The sequence below is a fragment of the Pseudomonas sp. C11 genome, from assembly GCF_034683865.1.
Classification (GTDB): domain Bacteria; phylum Pseudomonadota; class Gammaproteobacteria; order Pseudomonadales; family Pseudomonadaceae; genus Aquipseudomonas.
Window position 1 is genome coordinate 109,584 of record NZ_JAWIIP010000016.1, and the last position, 16,163, is coordinate 125,746.

Genomic DNA, 16,163 nt, shown 5'->3' on the forward strand with positions numbered 1-16,163 from the left:
TTTCATGATAGCACCTAATTTTCTCGTCGCTAGGTTCTGTTATAGAACCTTTGTGACGAGCATCTTTCCGAGGTCTATCCCATGATCAAGCAACTTCTGACTGCGACTGCTTTCTTCATCGTCGCCAGCGCGCAGGCCGAACCCTATGGCGATTGCGTCACTAACGAGCTGGACGACCGCATGATCACGGCGGATCTCGCTGCCGCCGCTGGCAACTGCCATCTGGCCCGTGCCAATGACGAGGGCATCGTGGCGTTGGAATACGCGCACAGCTGGTTCCTGCGGGCGCAAACGTTGGGCTCCAGCCAGGCGCGCCAGGATCTTGAGACTGTCGAAGGCAAACTGGCACAGGCAGGGCAGGGGCATGACTAGAACCTCACCAAGGCGACTCTGCTGACAGTCACGGCCATTTGCTGCAACTTTCGCGGTGGCACAAGAACTCATGCAGCTGGGCGCCGAGGTGGCTGCCAATGCCGGCGGTTCCATTCCGGTTTGGGCAAGTGGCTTCAGCCTGGGTCTGACCTAGAGCGATATCGACAAGCAGTTCGTCGATCCCTTCGCCGACGACCCTGTGAAGTTTTCCAGCGACGCCAGCAACCTCTAGACCTGGCGCGACAACCTCTCCCCGGCCTGACCTACAACAGCGCGCAGCCCATCGCCTTCGGTTTCAAGGCGAGCAAATCGGAGTTCATGCTGGCGGCGTTGCGCAGCCAGGGCATTCGTTGAGCACCGTCCTTGGCGATGGGGGCCGGGAGGCGCAACCTGCGCCTTCTGGCGACCACCGCTCAGATACAAGCCTATGGATTGATCTTCGCCAGCACCCGCCTGGCATTGGCGGCGCAGTCGATGTCTTCTGGCTTGCTTTCGATCTCGCCGATCAGCGCGAGCAGGTGCGTCTTGCTTTGCGCCAGGCGTTGCTGCAGCGCTTCGATGTCTCGCACCTTGGCATGCAGGGTGTCGAGCAGCTTGCCGTGCTGCCACGTCGACAGATCCTGTGGCAGCAGCGTGCGCAGCTCATCGAGGCTGAAGCCGGCCTGCTGGGCGCTGATGATCAGCTTGAGCACCAGTATGGCCTCTTCCGGATAGCTGCGATAACCGTTGGTCTGCCGTTCCACCAGCCTGAGCAGGCCGATGCTTTCGTAGAAGCGAATGCGTGAGGCCGCAAGGCCGGTACGCCGCGCCAATTCACCAATCTTCATCCGAAGGGCCTTGTGCAGTGAGGTGGGTCTGGAGCTCGCAGCGCTACTTTAATAGGCGCTGCGCACGTCGCAACCAGCGTGATAGGGCGGCTTGGCTGGCAGCAGCTATGATTGGCTGACCATCCGAATTGCCAGGCGAGACACGTGAAGCCTTCGATACTCTCCCTCGTGCTGCTGTGCCTGTTGTCTGGCGCCCTGGCCAGAGCGGAGCCCTATCAGATCGTCACGGAAGAATGGGCACCCTACAACTATGAGGACAACGGCCAGCTCACCGGCATGTCGACGGAGGTTGTGCGGGCCATCATGGCGCTCACCGGGGACGACTTCGAGATCGACCTGCTGCCGACCATGCGCGCCACCTATGCGCTGCAGAATCGTCCCAGAACCATCATGTACTCGATGTTTCGCACGCCCGAGCGTGAGCCACTGTACAAGTGGGTCGGGCCGATTGTGGAGGAGTCCATCCATCCTTATCAGTCGTCCGGCACGGCGGCCCCTATCACCTCTCTGGAACAACTGATGCACGCGCCGCGGATCACCACGCGTCACGCCGGCCTGGTGCCGCGAATGCTCGAAGCGCTGGGGTTCAGGAATCTCGACAAGAGTGCGGCCGAGAGTCATCAGCTCTATCGCATGCTCCTGGCCGGGCGCACGGATGTGATCGTTGGTGATACCGACGCCGGCGTAGCCTATTACAGTCGCCAGTTGGGCATCGCTCCGGGCACTCTCAGGCGGGTGCCCATCGAGCTGTACCGCTCCTCGCTGTACATCGCCTTCAGCCGCGACAGCGACGATGCGCTGGTCGCGGCCTGGGCCGCTGCGCTGGCCACGTTGCGCCGCTCGGGGGAACTGGCGCGCATCCAGCGCCGCTACGAACGGTTCGACGATCAGTGACCGGCTGAAACGCCCTGATCGATGGCCATGTCGGCGCCGGTGATCGAGCGGGCGCCGGGCTGGCAGAGGAAGAACGCCAGTTCCGCCACTTCCTCCGGCTGGATGAAGCGCGCCTGATCGCCCTGCGGGTATTTCCCCAGCAACTCCCGGTAGTAGGCCTGCGGATCGCCATTGCCGTAATGCTCGGCCTGGAACTTGAGCATCGGTGTCTCGATGTCGCCGGGCGAGACGGCGTTGCAGCGCACGCCGTAGGGCGCCAGATCCAGCGCCAGGGCCTTGGTGAAAATGCTCAGGCCGCCCTTGCTGGCGCAGTAGGCGGCGGCGTTCGGGTTGCCCTGGCGTCCGGCGTCGCTGGAAATATTGACGATGGCGCCCCGCGTCTGTCGCAGATGAGCGATGGCTGCCGCACACATGAAAAAGCTGGCCTTGAGGTTGACGTCCAGCACCAGGTCGAAATCCTCCTCGCTGAAGGCCTCCACCGGCCCTTCGCGCCATACGCCTGCGGCGTTGATCAGCGCGTCGAGTCGCCCGGCAGAGGCAATCGCCGCGTTCATCACCGCGTTGCAGTTGGCTGGCTTGCGGATATCCGCCGTCAGGCTGCCGACCAGCGCATGGCGCTGGCCCAGCTCGGTCAGGCCGCTCGTGTTGGCGTCCGTGGCGAATACCTGCCAACCCCCGGCGAGGAAGCGGGCGACCAATGCACTGCCGACACCACCGGCGGCTCCGGTGATCAGGGCTACGGGGCGAATGTCGTTCGGAGTTTTCATGGTGCCTTGTTCTCGATCAAGCAGTTGCCGCCATCGACGACCAGTAATTCACCGGTGATGTAGCTCGCCTCGGGGGAGGCGAGGAAGGCCACGGCCGATGCCACCTCTTCGGGGCGACCGGCACGGCCGATCGGCACGTAGGCTGCGGCGCGCTGTTCTTCCGGCGTGCTCGAACCCGTGGCGATCCAGCCCGGCGCCACGGTGTTGACCGTGATGCCCTGGCGCGCCACTTCCAGCGCCAGGCCCATGTTCATGCCCACCATGCCGGCCTTGGCGGCACTGTAGGCCGCCTCGCCGGGATTGCCGCCACGTGTACCGGTGGTGGAGCCGATGTTGACGATCCGCCCGTAACCGCGCGACCGCATGCCGGGGAGCAGGGCGCGGGTGAGCAGGAAGGCACTGGTCAGATTGCGCGCGAGCGAGAGATTCCACACCTCCAGGCTCATGCTGGACAGCTCGGCGAACGGTTCGGGGCTGCCCTGCATCGCCATGCCGGCGTTGTTCACCAGAATATCGACATGCCCCCACAGCCCTTCGGCCCAGGCGGCGAATGCCAGTACACCGGCTTCATCGGTGAGGTCGACGGCCCGGCCCTCGGCCTCGAAGCCTTCGGCGCGCAGTTCTGCGACGCGTTCGGCGATGCGCGCACTGCTGGCGGTGACGATCAGCTTCGCGCCAGCCGCGCCCAGGCGCCGGGCGATGGCCATGCCGATGCCGTGTTCACTGCCGGCACCGCTGATCAGTGCAACCTGGTCTTTCCAGTCCTGTTTCATGCAAGGCTCCCATCGTGTTATCGATGGCTGGAAGTTAGAGGGAGTAAGCTGATAAAAAAGACGATAGTCATCAGGAAAACTGACAACGACCATGGCATTCAACAGCGAAACCCTGCGCGTCTTTCTTGCGGTGCTCGACGGCGGTTCCTTTTCTTCCGCTGCGCGTCAGCTCGGGCGCGTCCCTTCTGCCGTAAGCATGGCCATTGCCCAGCTCGAAGCGGAGCTGGATCTGGAGCTGTTCGATCGCAGCACGCGCAAGGCGCTGCCGACCCAGGCCGCGTTGGCGCTGGAGCCCCAGGCGCGTCAGGCCGCGCGCCAACTCAACCGGCTCGACGCCCAGGCCCTGCAGATGCACCAGGGCCTGGAACGGCGGCTGGTGATCGCCATGGCGCCGGAGTTGCAGAGCGGCCTGTGGAGTCAGCCACTGATCGACTTGGCGAACGAATTCCCTCTGCTGGAGGTCGAGGTGCGCTCAGCCTCGCAGGCCGAGGCGGTGCGTCTGATGCACGAAGGCAGCGCGCACCTGGCGCTGGTGTTCGAGCGCCCCGGTATCGATGAGCGGGAACACTTTCTCGAGGCCGGCAGCCAGCTACTGACGGCAGTCGCGGCGCCGGGCTACCTCAGGCAGATGGCCGAGCAGGGGATGGTCGAGGCGCGGCAGATCATCGTCGCGGCCGGTTCTGCCTCGGCGACCGAGCCACAGATGATCCTGTCCCATCACCTCTGGCTTACCGACAGCGACCTGGCCACCCTCAACCTGGTGCAGGCCGGGCTCGGCTGGGCCTACCTGCCGCATCCGCTGGTCGCCGCCCTGATCGACTCCGGTACCTTGCAGACGGTGGCGTTCGATAATATGGCCAGCCAACTGCGCCTGTGGGTGGATATCGTCTGGAGCAGCAGCCGGCCACTCGGGCTGGGCGCGCGGCGCTACCTGGAATTGATGCGTCAGCGTGTGGCGGGGCAGCCACCGAGGGCTTAGGCGTGGCTGACCGTTGAGGCTCGTGAGGCGCCTGCGGCGCTGCCGCCAGAAAATTCAGCCGCCGCCCAGGGCCAGGACTGAATACAATGCGCGCCTGACCATTCCGCGCCATGAGCATGGCTGCATCGAACGAGGAATCCGCCCCATGGCCTCTCCAGACAAACAGAAGAAACGCGCCCAGCGGGCCAAGACCAAGGCCAGGCAGAACCGCATGGGCAAGGCCAAACCGCAGGCCAAGGGGGTGCATCCGATCCTGGCCAATCCGTTCATCGACGAGCCGTTCGATGATGTCGAGATCGACCTCTCCACCTTCGACTTCAAGGATATCGAGGAAAACGGCTTCGACCCTGCGCATTTCGATGACCTGTTCCAGGCCATGAAAGCCGCCGAAGGCATCAGCCTGCTCGGCCTGTGCCTGGTGTTCCTGCAGTACCCGGTACTGGAGCTGGTGGTGGCTGAGGAATCGCAGGAGGCCGCGATGGATTTCATGATGGGCCTCTTGATCGTCTATCGCGCGATCTTCCACGAGGAAGACGAGGATGCGGCCATGGCCTGGATCGGCAGCGACGCCTTCCAGAGCGCCTACAACGAAGCCTCGGACATTCTGCTGAAGAAGAACGCCCGAGGCTAAGGATTCGCTGGCCGGCTTATAGCCGGCCAAGGCGCAGGTCTGGCGCTGCATTCCTTCTGCCCAGCAGAGCTGGTAGTTCCAGCAGAAGCGCCAGCGCCACTGCGCCAACCGCCACTGCGAACAACAGACGGTAATTGCCCTGGCTGGCGGAGAACAGCGCCGAATAGGCATAGCCGGCAAGCGCCTGGAACGTGGCAAAGGAGACGGTGGCTCGGCTCCAGGTCGCGTTCTGCCGGGCGTGGCCATCCACCAGTTGATGCACGCGCGCCAGGGCCAGCGGGACGATGCCGGGCGGGAACGAGCCGATCACCAGTACGGCGCCGCCGATCAGGTAGAGATCCTGGCTTTCCACCAGCACGCCCAGGGCGACGAGCTGGATCACCAGCACCAGGCGTATCGCCATGCGAGCGCCAAGTCGGTCGGCCAGGTAGCCGTAGACCACCGGGCCGACGATGGCGCCGATGCCATACAACGTCCAGACAAGTGCACCCTTGTGGGTGCCCGCGCCCAGTCCGCGACTGATGTAGTCGACCAGGAACATCATCGGTGCGACCAGGCTGGCCGCCATCAATGCGTACTGGGCGAACAGCAGGCGCACACCGCCACTGGGCGTTGCCGACTCTTGCGCGGCGGCAGGTGGAGCGGCATGCACCACGTCCGCCGGCCAGCCACGCCAACTGCTCAGTGTCAGCAGCATGGCCACCACGGCCAGGCCGATCCAGGTGCTCGCCAAACCCTGTGCCAGGAGCACCGGCACCAGCGTGCCGGAGCCGGCGATGCCCAGGCCCAGGCCGAGAAAGATCGCGCCACTGGCCAGGCCGCGCCGCCCAGCGGCGACATGCGGCAGGATGCTGCTGGCGGCCAACACCATGATCACGCCCCCGGCGATGCCCGAGAGCAGACGCCAGGAGAAGAACCAGGCCACCGACAGCGGCCAGGCGCAGGCGAGGAACGCCAGGCTGACCAGCAGCATCATCGCGCGCAGCACAGCGGCGCTGGAGTAGCGCAAGGCCAGCGGTCGGCCGATCAGCGCACCGACCAGATAGCCGGCGAGGTTGGCGGCGCCCAGGTAGACCACCGACGCGGCGGAAAACCAATGCGCCTCGATCAGCGCTGGGATCAACGGGGTGTAGGCGAAACGCGCCAGGCCGATGCCCACCAGGCTGGCGCACAGGCCTGCCCAGATCAGCATCCACAACGAACCCTGGGTATGGCTGTGCATGATCCTTCCTCTGCCCACCGGGTGGGCTCCATCGAATGAGATGGCACGATCATAGAAGGCTTGACTGAAGAAATAACGCAGCGTTATTAACGCTCAGTAATGCAAAAATGCATCAGATAGGACGCCTGCGATGAACTGGGACGACGCCCGTGTCTTTCTTGCCCTGTGCCGTGAGCAGACCCTGCGTGGCGCGGCGCGCACGCTCGGGGTGGATCAGGCCACGGTCGGGCGACGGCTGATGTCGCTGGAACAATCCCTCGACGCCACCCTGTTCCTGCGCACCTCGGCCGGCTACAGCCTGACCAGCGCCGGCGAGCAGGCGATGAGAGCGGCGCAGGACATGGAGGCGGCCGCCGCCGACCTGCAGCGGCGCATCCTCGGCATGGACGAGCGCATGGCTGGCGAAGTGCGCATCACCACCACCGATTCCTTCGCCGTCGACTTCATCATGCCGGCCATGGCCGTGCTGCGCCGCGAGCACCCGGGCATTGAGGTCAAGCTGCATGCCTCGACGCAACTGCTCAACCTCAACAAGCGCGAGGCGGATATCGCCGTGCGCAACCTCAAGCCGGACAACCCCGAACTGATCGTGCGCCGCCTGGCCCGCTGGAGCAGCGCCATCTTCGCTTCGCCGGCGTATGTCGCCGCGCGCGGCATACCCGAGCCGGGCAGTGCCTTCGCCGGACACGACCTGGTGCTCTATCAGCCCTATCTGGACAGCGGGCGCGAGGTCACGCTCAGTGGCGAGCCCATCAGTCACGGGCGCATCGCCATGACCTGCACCTCGGGCCTGATGGTGCGCCAGGCGCTGAGTGCGGGCATCGGCGTCGGTGAGGTCGCACTTCCGCTGGGTATACGTGACGGCCTGGTACGGATATGGCCGGATCGCGAGCAGACGCCTTACGACGTCTGGCTGGTGACCCACCGGGACGTGCGCCATACCGCACGGGTTCGCGCGGTGATCGAGGCGATCGTCGCTGCGTTCGACTCAGTCTGAGGGGGCATACCGAAGCATCGTCTGGCTGATTGCGGCGGATGAGCTGTAACAAGACAAAACCGCGCAATGGCGCGGCTTGTGTCTTGGCAGGGCGGCAGTATTCAGCGTTTGGCGATGATGTACACCGCGTGCACGATGCCGGGGATATAGCCCAGCAGGGTCAGCAGAATGTTCAGCCAGAACGCCCCGCCAAAGCCAACCTGCAGAAAGACGCCCAGTGGCGGCAAGAGGATGGCGATCAGAATTCGGATCAGATCCATGCATGTTCTTCCTTTTCAGTGAGCCCCGACGGGCTCTCCTGATTATCGACCATGATCGATCCGGATGGGTTCCTCCCAGCCTTCGAGCTGTCCAAACCGACCTACTGAGCGTGTTCCGCATGCCCGGATCAGGCATAGGCCCGCGCGCAGGTTTCCACGGCAGCAGCCAGCCGTGCTTCGCTCACTGCTACGGGGTTGCTGCAGTCGATACTGCCGACCGCCAACAGGAGAAACTCAATGGCCGCCTGCTTGGGCGCGAGGCAACGCGGCGAGCGAGACAAGGCATTTTCCAGGTAGCGTTGATAGGGCAGGTAACGTTGTCGCCAGCGTTTCTGCTCAATCTGGTTCGAGCGCAGCGCGATATACGTGAGGGCGCGAGTGGCCGCGTGCTGGTTCTGCAGTAGCAGCGCATGTGCGGCTATTTCCAGGCAGTTACGCAACTCGCCTCTCGCCTGTGTTGGCAGCTTCGGCTCCGGCAGTTGCTCCAGCCAGTAGTCGATCACGCTTCGGTACAGTTGCGCCTTATCGCCGAAGTGGGCGTAGAGGGTGGCCTTGGTCACACCGGCGGAATCGGCAATGGCCTGCATGTTCGCCTGGTCGAAGCCAAACGCCGCGAACACTTCACTCGCGGCAAGCAGCATTGCTCGCCTGCGCTTGTTCCGGCGCAAGTCACTGGCCGTCGACGGGGTCATCTTCAGGGCCTCCAACGCCGGAACAACAGGCTGGCATTGACGCCGCCAAAGCCGAAGCCATTCGACAGCGCGTAATGCAGGGGCATCTGCCGGGCACTCAGGGCGACCAGGTCGAGGCCCTCGGCGGTTTCATCGGGAGCGGTGAGGTTGAGCGTCGGCGGGACGACCTGATCACGCAGGGCCAGCACGGTGAAGATGGCTTCGACGCCACCGGCAGCGCCAAGCAGATGCCCGGTGCTGGATTTGGTCGAGGTGATCGCTACGCCCGAGCCACTGCCGAACACGGAGCGGACGGCCGCCAGCTCGCCACGGTCGCCCACTGGCGTTGAGGTGGCGTGGGCGTTGATATGTTGCACTTCAGCGGGGGCGATACCGGCCTGGCGTAGCGCCTGTTGCATGGCGCGGCGGGCACCGTCGCCATCTTCAGGGCCGGCGGTAAGGTGATAGGCATCGGCACTGGTGCCGTAGCCGACCAGCTCGGCCAGCGGTCGTGCTCCCCTTGCCAGGGCATGTTCCAGCGACTCGATTACCAGCAGGCCAGCGCCTTCGGCCATGACGAAACCGTCGCGGTCGCGATCAAAGGGGCGAGAGGCTTCGTGAGGACGATCGTTGTAGCCGCTGGACAACGCACGTGCCGCGGCGAAGCTGCCGAGCGTGACGCGATCGATGGCAGCTTCGGTACCGCCGCACAAGGCGATATCGGCCTCACCGCTACGAATCAGTCGGGCTGCGTCGCCGATGGCTTGCGCGCCGGCGGCGCAAGCGGTCACCGGTGCTCCAAGCGGGCCTTTGAAACCATGCCGAATGGAGACCTGGCCGGCCGCCATGTTGGCCAGGAACGATGGCGCGGTGAAAGGGGACAGGCGTCGTGGGCCGCGTTGATCGGTGATCCGCACGGCCTCTGCAATGGCGCCGAAGCCGCCGACTCCTGACGCAATGATGGTCGCAGTGCGCTGGCGCTGTGCTTCGTCTGTCGGCCGCCAGCCGGCCTGTGCCAGGACTTCCTCGGCAGCGACCAGAGCGAACTCGATGAAGCGATCCATCTTCTTGCGCTCCTTGGCGGGGATGTAGCGCTCGGGATCGAAGCCGGCCTGGGGATCGTCGGCAATGCCGGGCACCTGTCCGCCAACCGCGCTGCCGGTGCCTTCGCTCAGCTCGACCGGCAACGTACGGATACCCGAGTGGCCGGCCAGCAGACGCGTCCATACCGTCTCGCTGCCACAGCCCAGAGGGCTGACGATGCCCAGGCCGGTAACGACGATGCGTGTGCTGTGTTCTCTGTGCATGGTGTGGTCTCGTGCGTGAAGGGGTGAATCAGCCGAGGCCGAAGGTCTTGCGCAGGCCCGAGTCGACTGGGCCCGCCGGCATGAAGCGGCGCAGGCGTCTGAGCAGGGTGGCCTCGCCTTTGGGGGTATGGCGCATTTTCCACGCACCCAGGGCAGCCTCGACGATGGTCGCGGCGACCGCATTGGGCAAAGGCGCCTTCTGCACGTTCATCTGAATGGCCTGGGAGACGCTTGCCCGCTCGCTGTCGTAGGCGGGGATGCGCAGCGCGGCCTGTGGCGCGTTGAGGTCGAGGCTGGTCTTGGTGAACGAAGGCTCGACCAGCGCGACGCGGATGCCGAAGCGCCGCACCTCGTGATCCAGGGTCTCGGACAACCCCTCCACGGCATGTTTGGAGGCCGAGTACAGGCCCATGTAGGGCGCTGGCAGGAAACCGAGCACCGAACTGACGTTGACGATGCGCCCGCTGCCTTGCTTGCGCATCTGCGGCAGTACCGCCTGGGTGACGCGCAGGATGCCGAAGACGTTGGTGTCGAACAGCGCCTGGGCCTCGTCGATGGCGGTTTCCTCCGTCGCTCCGAGCAACGTGGTACCGGCGTTGTTGATCAGTACGTCGATGCGCCCGGCTTCTGCGATCACATGATCGATGCTGTGGCGTATCGAGGCTGCGTCACGAATATCCAGCTGAATCAGCTCGACGCCGGGGATGGCCTGCGCGGTGGCCGGGTTGCGCACGCTGCCGAACACGCGGCAGCCGCGTCGGGCGAACTGTTCGGCCGCCTCGCGACCGATGCCTGATGACACGCCGGTTATGACGACCACTGGTGAGTTGGACATGGCAGTTACTCTCGCTCAAGTAAGGGGCGGTTCATGCAGGTTGTGCCTGCGCGAGTGGTGCGTGGGGGATGGGGCGGATGCCGAACCAGATGGCGTACATGGCCGGCAGGAACACCAGGGTCAGCACGGTGCCGGCGAAGGTGCCGCCGATCAGGGTGTAGGCGAGGGTGCCCCAGAACACGGAATGCGTAAGCGGGATGAACGCCAGGATCGCCGCCAGCGCGGTGAGGATCACCGGCCGAGCGCGCTGCACGGTGGCTTCGACCACGGCGCGGAACGGATCGAGCCCCGCCGCCTCGTTCTGGCGGATCTGCCCGATCAGGATCAGCGTGTTACGCATGAGGATGCCGGACAGCGCGATCAGCCCGACCAGCGCGTTGATGCCGAATGGCTGCTGGAACAGGATCAGCGTCGGCACCACACCGATCAGCCCCAGCGGGCTGGTGAGAAAGACCATGATCATCGCGGCGATCGAGCGCACCTGCAGGATGATGATGATCAGCGTGACGGCCAGCATGATCGGGAACAGCGGCAGCATGGCCTTGCTGGCTTTGCCCGATTCCTCGATGGAGCCCGCTTGCTCGATGCGATAGCCGCTCGGCAGCCTGTCGATGATGGCTTGCAACTGCTGACTGATGGCGGTCGATACGTCTGGCGGCTGGAGGCCTTCGGCGATATCGCCACGCACGGTGATAGTCGGCACCCGGTCGCGCCAACGCATGATCGGCTCTTCCATGCGCACCTCCACGCTGCCAATCTGCGACAGCGGGATGCGCTGACCATTGGCGCCAGCCAAGGTGAAATCCATCACCCGCGCCGGGTCGAAGCGAATATCGCCAGCGGCGCGGGCCATGACCTGCACCGTGCGGATGTCTTCGCGCACGGCGGTGACGGGCACGCCGCTGAGCAAAAACTGCAGTTGCTGCGCGACGGCACTGGAGGTCAGCCCCACCGCTTGCAGACGATCCTGTTGCAGGTTGAAGTGCAGTGTGGGAACGCGGATGCCCCAGTCAGTATTGACCGTACGCATCAGCGGGCTGGCCTCCATCACTTGGCGCACCTCGGTGGCGATCGCGCGCAGACGCTGTGGATCCGGGCCGGTGACCCGGTAGGCCACCGGATAGGGCGAGTAGGGGCCGAACACCAATTGACTGACACGCACCTGCGCCTCGCTGGCCAGCCCCTCGGCAATCGCCTTGCGCAGCCTGTGCTTGAGAGCTTCGCGCTCATCCGGGTTGTCGGTGCGCACGACGATCTTGGCGAACGATGGATCCGGTAACTCCGGGCTCATGGCCATGAAGAAGCGCGGTGCGCCCTGGCCGATGTAGGCCGTGACGATCTTCGCTTCTGCCTGCTGGGCCAGCCAGGCCTCGACTTTTTCCGCAGCAGCGCTGGTCTGGAGGATCGAGGTGCCATAAGGCATCTGTACTTCGACCATCACTTCGGGGCGGTCGGAGATGGGAAAGAACTGTTTCTTGACCAGCGCCATGCCGAGTACGGCTGTCACGAACAGCCCGACCACGGAGCCTGCGACCAGCCATTTGTGGGCGATCACCCTACCCAGAATCCGCCGAAAGCGGTTGTAGCGCGGGGTGTCGTAGATGGCATCGTGACCGCCTTCGACCTTCTTGATCTCGGGCAGCAGCTTGACACCGAAGTACGGCGTGAAGATCACCGCGACCAGCCAGGAAGCGATCAGCGCGATGCCGACGATCCAGAACATGTTGCTGGTGTATTCGCCGGCCGTGGAGCGGGCGAAGCCGTTGGGCATGAAGCCGACTGCGGTGACCAGGGTGCCGGAGAGCATCGGCGCCGCTGTGTGGCTCCAGGCGTAGGCGGAGGCTCGCACGCGGTCGTAGCCTTCCTCCATCTTCACCACCATCATCTCGATGGCGATGATCGCATCGTCCACCAGCAGGCCGAGGGCGAGGATCAGCGAGCCCAGGGTGATGCGGTCGAAGTTCTTGCCGCTGGCGGCCATCACCACGAAGACCATCGCCAGGGTCAGCGGCACTGCCACCGCGACCACCACGCCGACGCGCCAACCCATGCTGACGAAGCACACCAGCATGACCACCAGCAGCGCGACGAAGAACTTGATCATGAACTCGTCGACGGACGCGCTGATGTTGACGGCCTGGTCGGTGACCTTGCTCAGGCTCATGCCCAGCGGCAGTTCGGCGTTGATCTGCTGCACCTCGTCGTTCAAGGCCTTGCCCAGGTCGAGCCCGTTCCAGCCTTCACGCATGATGATGCCGAGCAACAGGGCCGGTTCGCCGCCGTTGCGAATCAGGAAGGTGGCCGGGTCTTCGTAGCCGCGCTTGACCGTCGCGACATCGGAAAGCTTCAGGGTGCGGCCCAGGGCGATGATCGGGGTGTCGCGGATTTTCTCTAGCTCATCGAAGGCACCGTCCAGGCGCAGGAACACATCGGGGCCACGGGTTTCCACGGAGCCGGCCGGGGTCAGGGCGTTCTGCCCGTTGAGCGCGGCGAACACGTCCTGCGGGCCGATGCCCAGGGTGGCCAGGCGCTCGTGGGAGAACTCGACGAAGATGCGCTCGGCTTGTTCGCCGATGATGTTGACCTTCTTCACGCCCGGTACATGCAGCAGGCGTTGACGCAGGGACTCGGCGTCGCGCACCAGGTGGCGCTGCGGCTCGCCCCTGGCCTTGAGTGCGAACAGGGCGAAGGTGACGTCCGAATATTCATCGTTGACCAGCGGGCCGATCACCCCGGCGGGCAGCGTCTTGGCCTCGTCGCTGATCTTCTTGCGCGCCTGGTAGAACTCCTCGGGCACCTCCGAGGGCGGTGTGGTGTCGAGCAGCGACAGGGTGGTGAAGGCCAGGCCCGGGCGTGTATAGGTTTCGCTGCGGTCGTACCAGCGCAGTTCCTGTAGGCGCTTCTCGATCTTCTCGGCGACCTGATCCTGCATTTCCTGGGCAGTGGCGCCCGGCCAGGCGGTGACGATGGTCATGACCTTGATGGTGAAGGCCGGGTCTTCGGCCCGCCCGAGTTTGAAGAAGGCGACCAGACCCGCCAGGGAGATCAGGCAGACCAGGAACAGGGTGACGGAGCGCTCGCGCACGGCGAGTGCGGAGAGGTTGAAACGACCTTCGCTCATGGCTGGCCTTCCTCGGTTGCCGCCACGGTGGCCGGCTCGGCCAGGCGCACGGGCTGGCCGTCGCGCAGCAGGTGCGCGCCCAGAGCGACGATCTGGTCGCCCGGCTTGATCGCGCCACTGATGCGTGCGCTCTCATCGTCCAGCGACTGAACGCTGACGGGCGTCCACGTCACCTGCGCCGGCTCTCCGCGAATCATCCAGATGCCAGGCCCGTTGCCGGCGTCGTGCAGCGCGGCGATGGGCACCTGCACTGCGCTTGGTGAAGCGGTTTGCAGGTCGCTGATTTGCACGGTGATGGTGGTGCCCAGCGGCGCGTTAGCCAGCTCGCCTTCGAGCACGTAGCGCGCCTCGAAGGTGCGGGTCTGGCGGTCGGCGACATCCGACAGCTGGCGCAGCCGGGTCGCGACGCTGATGTCTTGCCTACCGAAGAGCCTGGCCTCAGCACTGGAGCCGACTGCCGGGCGCAGGGTTTCCGGCAGTTGCACCAGCGCTTCGCGTGGACCGGCATGTGCAAGCCGTACCACGGCCTGGCCGGCGCTGACCACCTGGCCTGGCTCGGCCAGGGTTTCCATGACGATACCGTCGGCATCGGCGAGCAGCTCGGCGTAGCGGGTTGCGTTACCGGCAACCTTGGCTTGGGCCTCGGCTGCACTCAGTTGCGCGCGAGCCGCATCCGCTGCCGTCTTGTACTGGTCGTAAGCGGACGCGGAAACGGCGCCAGTGCCGCGCAGGGCGCGGTAACGCGCTTCGTCATCGCTGGCCTGCTGAGCCCGTGCCCGCGCCGCGGCTACCGCCTCGCGCTGGGCATGGGCAGCGAGTTGCAGATCGACTGGATCGAGGCGCAAAAGCGCCTGGCCACGCTTGACGGTCTGGCCGGTATCGACCAGGCGCTGCAACACCTTGCCGGACACGCGGAAACCCAGGTCGCTCTGCACCCTGGCCGCGACGATGCCAGTGAAGGCGCGCGATGTAGCGGTTGCCGACTGGATGGTGGTGACGCGAACCAGTGGCGCGTCAGTGCGGGGATCGGTGGGCGTCTGGTCGCTGCAGGCGACCAGCACGAACGGCATCACGCCGACCAGAGTGGACAAAAAGAGGTTGCGCCGGCGCATGAGGAACCCGTTGCGAAGTCGTAGGGAGCCTCACTTTGATTCTTGTGACTAATTTAGTCAATAGTCACTAGTCAGGGTGACAGACTGCGCAACACCAGGCTGGACAGCAGGGCCGGCGCTTCATCGGTGGTTTCGAGCCCGTACTGGAGTAGCAGCGGGTTGAAATAGGGGCGCATGATCAGGTGGATCGCGCGGGTGGTTTCGTCCAGGGGCGTCTTGCGCTCGAAGTCGCCGCTCTGCCGGCCCTGCTGCAGGATCTCGCGAAGGGTCTGCTCGATGAAGCCTTCGTAGAGCAGGGTTGCCGGCCAGCGTCCGGAGGCGGCGGAGGCGGCGATTTCGTAGAGTTTGCGATCCTGGAAGAACAGCCGCAGGCAAGCTTCCACCAATGCCTTTAGCATGCGCCGCAGCTTCTCCGGCGGGCTGTCCACCTCACCGATGGCAGCATTCACCTCGGTCTGTATCTGCTGCAGGCAGTTCGCGCAGATCATCTCGCCGATGGCCTGCTTGGACTCGAAGAACTTGTAGATATAGGCCTTGGAAAAACCGATGGCCTTGGCCAGGTCGGAAACCGTGGTCTTCTCGTAGCCATACAGGCGGAAGTGCTCGGTCGCCGCTGCCACGATCTGATCACGCACCTCGTGATCCACCGGACCACGTGCTGCAACTTTGGGGGAGGGTGTCTTGTTCATGGGGGATAGCCTACAGAGCGGCAGGGTGATAGACAATTAGTGACCAAAATGTATTGTGGTCACGATTCCTGCAGTCTCCTCCCTTGCCCTGGAAGAACATCCCATGCTGTCGAAGCGACTCCTCGTTGTACTGATCAGCACCGGCCTGGTGGCAGGCTGCGCGGTTGGCCCCGATTACCAGCGTCCGGAGATATCTCTGTCCGAGCGCTTCCTGGGACAGGACGTCGTCGAGCAGCGGCCTGTGAGTTCCACGGCCGATTTGATCGATTGGTGGGCAGGTTTCGGCGACCCTCAGCTGACTCGCTTGGTAACGCTCGCACTGCAGCAGAACCTGGATCTGGCCCAGGCCGAAGCACGTATCGCCCAAGCCCGAGCCGGCCTGGGTGCGGCCAATGCGGCACTGTTGCCGTCCGGCTCCGTCAATGGCCAGGCGGCACGCGCCTACCAATCGGTGGAGACGCCGTTGGGGCAGATACTCGATTCCACGCCTGGCTTTGACCGCTATGGCAACAGCTACGAAGCCAATCTTGGCGCCAGTTGGGAACTGGATGTTTTTGGTGGTTTGCGTCGTGATCGCGAGGCGGCGCTGGCGCAATACCAGGCTTCGCAAGCGGGCGCCACCGCTACCCGGCTAGCTGTGTAAACCCAGCACGTTGTTCAGTGGAAGCGGCGCTCTGCTGATCGGGGGCAGGTATCCGAGGCTGGC

16 protein-coding genes and 1 pseudogene are annotated in these 16,163 nt (G+C 64.6%); 6 read left to right on the forward strand and 11 right to left on the reverse strand.

All coding sequences use genetic code 11. The features are described from left to right. The first annotated feature begins 81 nt into the window (after positions 1-81). Entirely contained in the window at positions 82-372 is a 291-nt protein-coding gene (locus VC352_RS21815; RefSeq protein WP_322981602.1) for a hypothetical protein, read from the forward strand. 425 nt (positions 373-797) lie between these two features. Here VC352_RS21815 and VC352_RS21820 read toward each other — a convergent pair whose 3' ends face one another. After that, the gene (locus VC352_RS21820; protein WP_322981603.1) at positions 798-1,199 is read right to left on the reverse strand and encodes a MerR family transcriptional regulator; all 402 of its coding nucleotides are present in this window, start codon (positions 1,197-1,199) and stop codon (positions 798-800) included. 144 nt (positions 1,200-1,343) lie between these two features. On the opposite strand from VC352_RS21820, the gene VC352_RS21825 reads away from it, so the two are divergent. Then, positions 1,344-2,093 carry an ABC transporter substrate-binding protein gene (locus tag VC352_RS21825; protein ID WP_322981604.1) on the forward strand — a complete coding sequence of 250 codons (750 nt, stop codon included), beginning with the start codon at positions 1,344-1,346 and terminating at the stop codon, positions 2,091-2,093. Here the strand turns inward: VC352_RS21825 and VC352_RS21830 are convergent. Together VC352_RS21830 and VC352_RS21835 are read right to left on the reverse strand one after the other, a co-directional pair. After that, entirely contained in the window at positions 2,087-2,860 is a 774-nt protein-coding gene (locus tag VC352_RS21830; RefSeq protein ID WP_322981605.1) for an SDR family oxidoreductase, read from the reverse strand. The genes VC352_RS21825 and VC352_RS21830 overlap by 7 nt on opposite strands. After that, entirely contained in the window at positions 2,857-3,633 is a 777-nt protein-coding gene (locus VC352_RS21835; protein WP_322981606.1) for an SDR family NAD(P)-dependent oxidoreductase, read from the reverse strand. Before VC352_RS21835 ends, VC352_RS21830 begins: the two co-directional genes overlap by 4 nt. 91 nt (positions 3,634-3,724) lie before the next feature. On the opposite strand from VC352_RS21835, the gene VC352_RS21840 reads away from it, so the two are divergent. Together VC352_RS21840 and VC352_RS21845 are read left to right on the forward strand one after the other, a co-directional pair. Then, the gene (locus VC352_RS21840; protein ID WP_322981607.1) at positions 3,725-4,612 is read left to right on the forward strand and encodes a LysR family transcriptional regulator; all 888 of its coding nucleotides are present in this window, start codon (positions 3,725-3,727) and stop codon (positions 4,610-4,612) included. Between the two features lie 145 nt (positions 4,613-4,757). Beyond that, entirely contained in the window at positions 4,758-5,243 is a 486-nt protein-coding gene (locus tag VC352_RS21845) for a hypothetical protein (protein ID WP_322981608.1), read from the forward strand. Positions 5,244-5,259: 16 nt separating this feature from the next. Here the strand turns inward: VC352_RS21845 and VC352_RS21850 are convergent, their stop codons facing one another. Next, positions 5,260-6,465: a YbfB/YjiJ family MFS transporter gene (locus VC352_RS21850; protein WP_322981609.1), complete on the reverse strand. Its 1,206-nt coding sequence runs from the start codon at positions 6,463-6,465 to the stop codon at positions 5,260-5,262. 130 nt (positions 6,466-6,595) lie between these two features. Here VC352_RS21850 and VC352_RS21855 point away from each other — a divergent pair, with 130 nt between their 5' ends. Beyond that, positions 6,596-7,462: a LysR family transcriptional regulator gene (locus VC352_RS21855; protein WP_322981610.1), complete on the forward strand. Its 867-nt coding sequence runs from the start codon at positions 6,596-6,598 to the stop codon at positions 7,460-7,462. A gap of 101 nt (positions 7,463-7,563) precedes the next feature. On the opposite strand, the gene VC352_RS21860 is transcribed toward VC352_RS21855, so the two are convergent. The 7 genes from VC352_RS21860 to VC352_RS21890 all read right to left on the reverse strand — a co-directional run bounded on the left by VC352_RS21860 (position 7,564) and on the right by VC352_RS21890 (position 15,457). Further along, positions 7,564-7,722 (reverse strand): YqaE/Pmp3 family membrane protein, encoded by a 159-nt coding sequence (locus tag VC352_RS21860; protein ID WP_003084988.1) that lies wholly within the window; start codon positions 7,720-7,722, stop codon positions 7,564-7,566. Between the two features lie 128 nt (positions 7,723-7,850). Next, on the reverse strand, positions 7,851-8,429 hold the full coding sequence (locus VC352_RS21865; RefSeq protein WP_322981611.1) for a helix-turn-helix domain-containing protein: 579 nt from the start codon (positions 8,427-8,429) through the stop codon (positions 7,851-7,853). Beyond that, positions 8,417-9,700 (reverse strand): beta-ketoacyl-ACP synthase II, encoded by a 1,284-nt coding sequence (gene fabF, locus VC352_RS21870; RefSeq protein ID WP_322981612.1) that lies wholly within the window; start codon positions 9,698-9,700, stop codon positions 8,417-8,419. The genes VC352_RS21865 and fabF overlap by 13 nt, the downstream gene beginning before the upstream one ends. 28 nt (positions 9,701-9,728) lie before the next feature. Next, a complete protein-coding gene (locus tag VC352_RS21875; protein WP_322981613.1) occupies positions 9,729-10,535 on the reverse strand; it encodes an oxidoreductase in 807 nt (268 codons plus the stop codon). Between the two features lie 31 nt (positions 10,536-10,566). Beyond that, positions 10,567-13,656 carry an efflux RND transporter permease subunit gene (locus VC352_RS21880; RefSeq protein WP_322981614.1) on the reverse strand — a complete coding sequence of 1,030 codons (3,090 nt, stop codon included), beginning with the start codon at positions 13,654-13,656 and terminating at the stop codon, positions 10,567-10,569. Then, positions 13,653-14,768, reverse strand: a complete 1,116-nt coding sequence (locus tag VC352_RS21885) for an efflux RND transporter periplasmic adaptor subunit (protein WP_322981615.1) — start codon at positions 14,766-14,768, stop codon at positions 13,653-13,655. The genes VC352_RS21880 and VC352_RS21885 overlap by 4 nt, the downstream gene beginning before the upstream one ends. A 71-nt stretch (positions 14,769-14,839) precedes the next feature. Then, positions 14,840-15,457, reverse strand: coding sequence for a TetR/AcrR family transcriptional regulator (locus VC352_RS21890; protein WP_322981616.1), 618 nt, complete (start codon positions 15,455-15,457; stop codon positions 14,840-14,842). A gap of 103 nt (positions 15,458-15,560) precedes the next feature. Here VC352_RS21890 and VC352_RS21895 point away from each other — a divergent pair. Beyond that, positions 15,561-16,097: pseudogene (locus VC352_RS21895) on the forward strand (TolC family protein); the annotation flags it as partial. Positions 16,098-16,163 lie beyond the last annotated feature (66 nt).

Bases quoted from the DNA above. Each gene is read 5' to 3' on its own strand.
- fabF (WP_322981612.1), bottom strand. From the start codon at position 9,700: ATGCACAGAGAACACAGCACACGCATCGTCGTTACCGGCCTGGGCATC.
- VC352_RS21880 (WP_322981614.1), bottom strand. From the start codon at position 13,656: ATGAGCGAAGGTCGTTTCAACCTCTCCGCACTCGCCGTGCGCGAGCGC.
- VC352_RS21890 (WP_322981616.1), bottom strand. From the start codon at position 15,457: ATGAACAAGACACCCTCCCCCAAAGTTGCAGCACGTGGTCCGGTGGAT.
- VC352_RS21835 (WP_322981606.1), bottom strand. From the start codon at position 3,633: ATGAAACAGGACTGGAAAGACCAGGTTGCACTGATCAGCGGTGCCGGC.
- VC352_RS21815 (WP_322981602.1), top strand. From the start codon at position 82: ATGATCAAGCAACTTCTGACTGCGACTGCTTTCTTCATCGTCGCCAGC.
- VC352_RS21830 (WP_322981605.1), bottom strand. From the start codon at position 2,860: ATGAAAACTCCGAACGACATTCGCCCCGTAGCCCTGATCACCGGAGCC.
- VC352_RS21860 (WP_003084988.1), bottom strand. From the start codon at position 7,722: ATGGATCTGATCCGAATTCTGATCGCCATCCTCTTGCCGCCACTGGGC.
- VC352_RS21855 (WP_322981610.1), top strand. From the start codon at position 6,596: ATGAACTGGGACGACGCCCGTGTCTTTCTTGCCCTGTGCCGTGAGCAG.
- VC352_RS21820 (WP_322981603.1), bottom strand. From the start codon at position 1,199: ATGAAGATTGGTGAATTGGCGCGGCGTACCGGCCTTGCGGCCTCACGC.
- VC352_RS21845 (WP_322981608.1), top strand. From the start codon at position 4,758: ATGGCCTCTCCAGACAAACAGAAGAAACGCGCCCAGCGGGCCAAGACC.
- VC352_RS21885 (WP_322981615.1), bottom strand. From the start codon at position 14,768: ATGCGCCGGCGCAACCTCTTTTTGTCCACTCTGGTCGGCGTGATGCCG.
- VC352_RS21850 (WP_322981609.1), bottom strand. From the start codon at position 6,465: ATGCACAGCCATACCCAGGGTTCGTTGTGGATGCTGATCTGGGCAGGC.
- VC352_RS21875 (WP_322981613.1), bottom strand. From the start codon at position 10,535: ATGTCCAACTCACCAGTGGTCGTCATAACCGGCGTGTCATCAGGCATC.
- VC352_RS21840 (WP_322981607.1), top strand. From the start codon at position 3,725: ATGGCATTCAACAGCGAAACCCTGCGCGTCTTTCTTGCGGTGCTCGAC.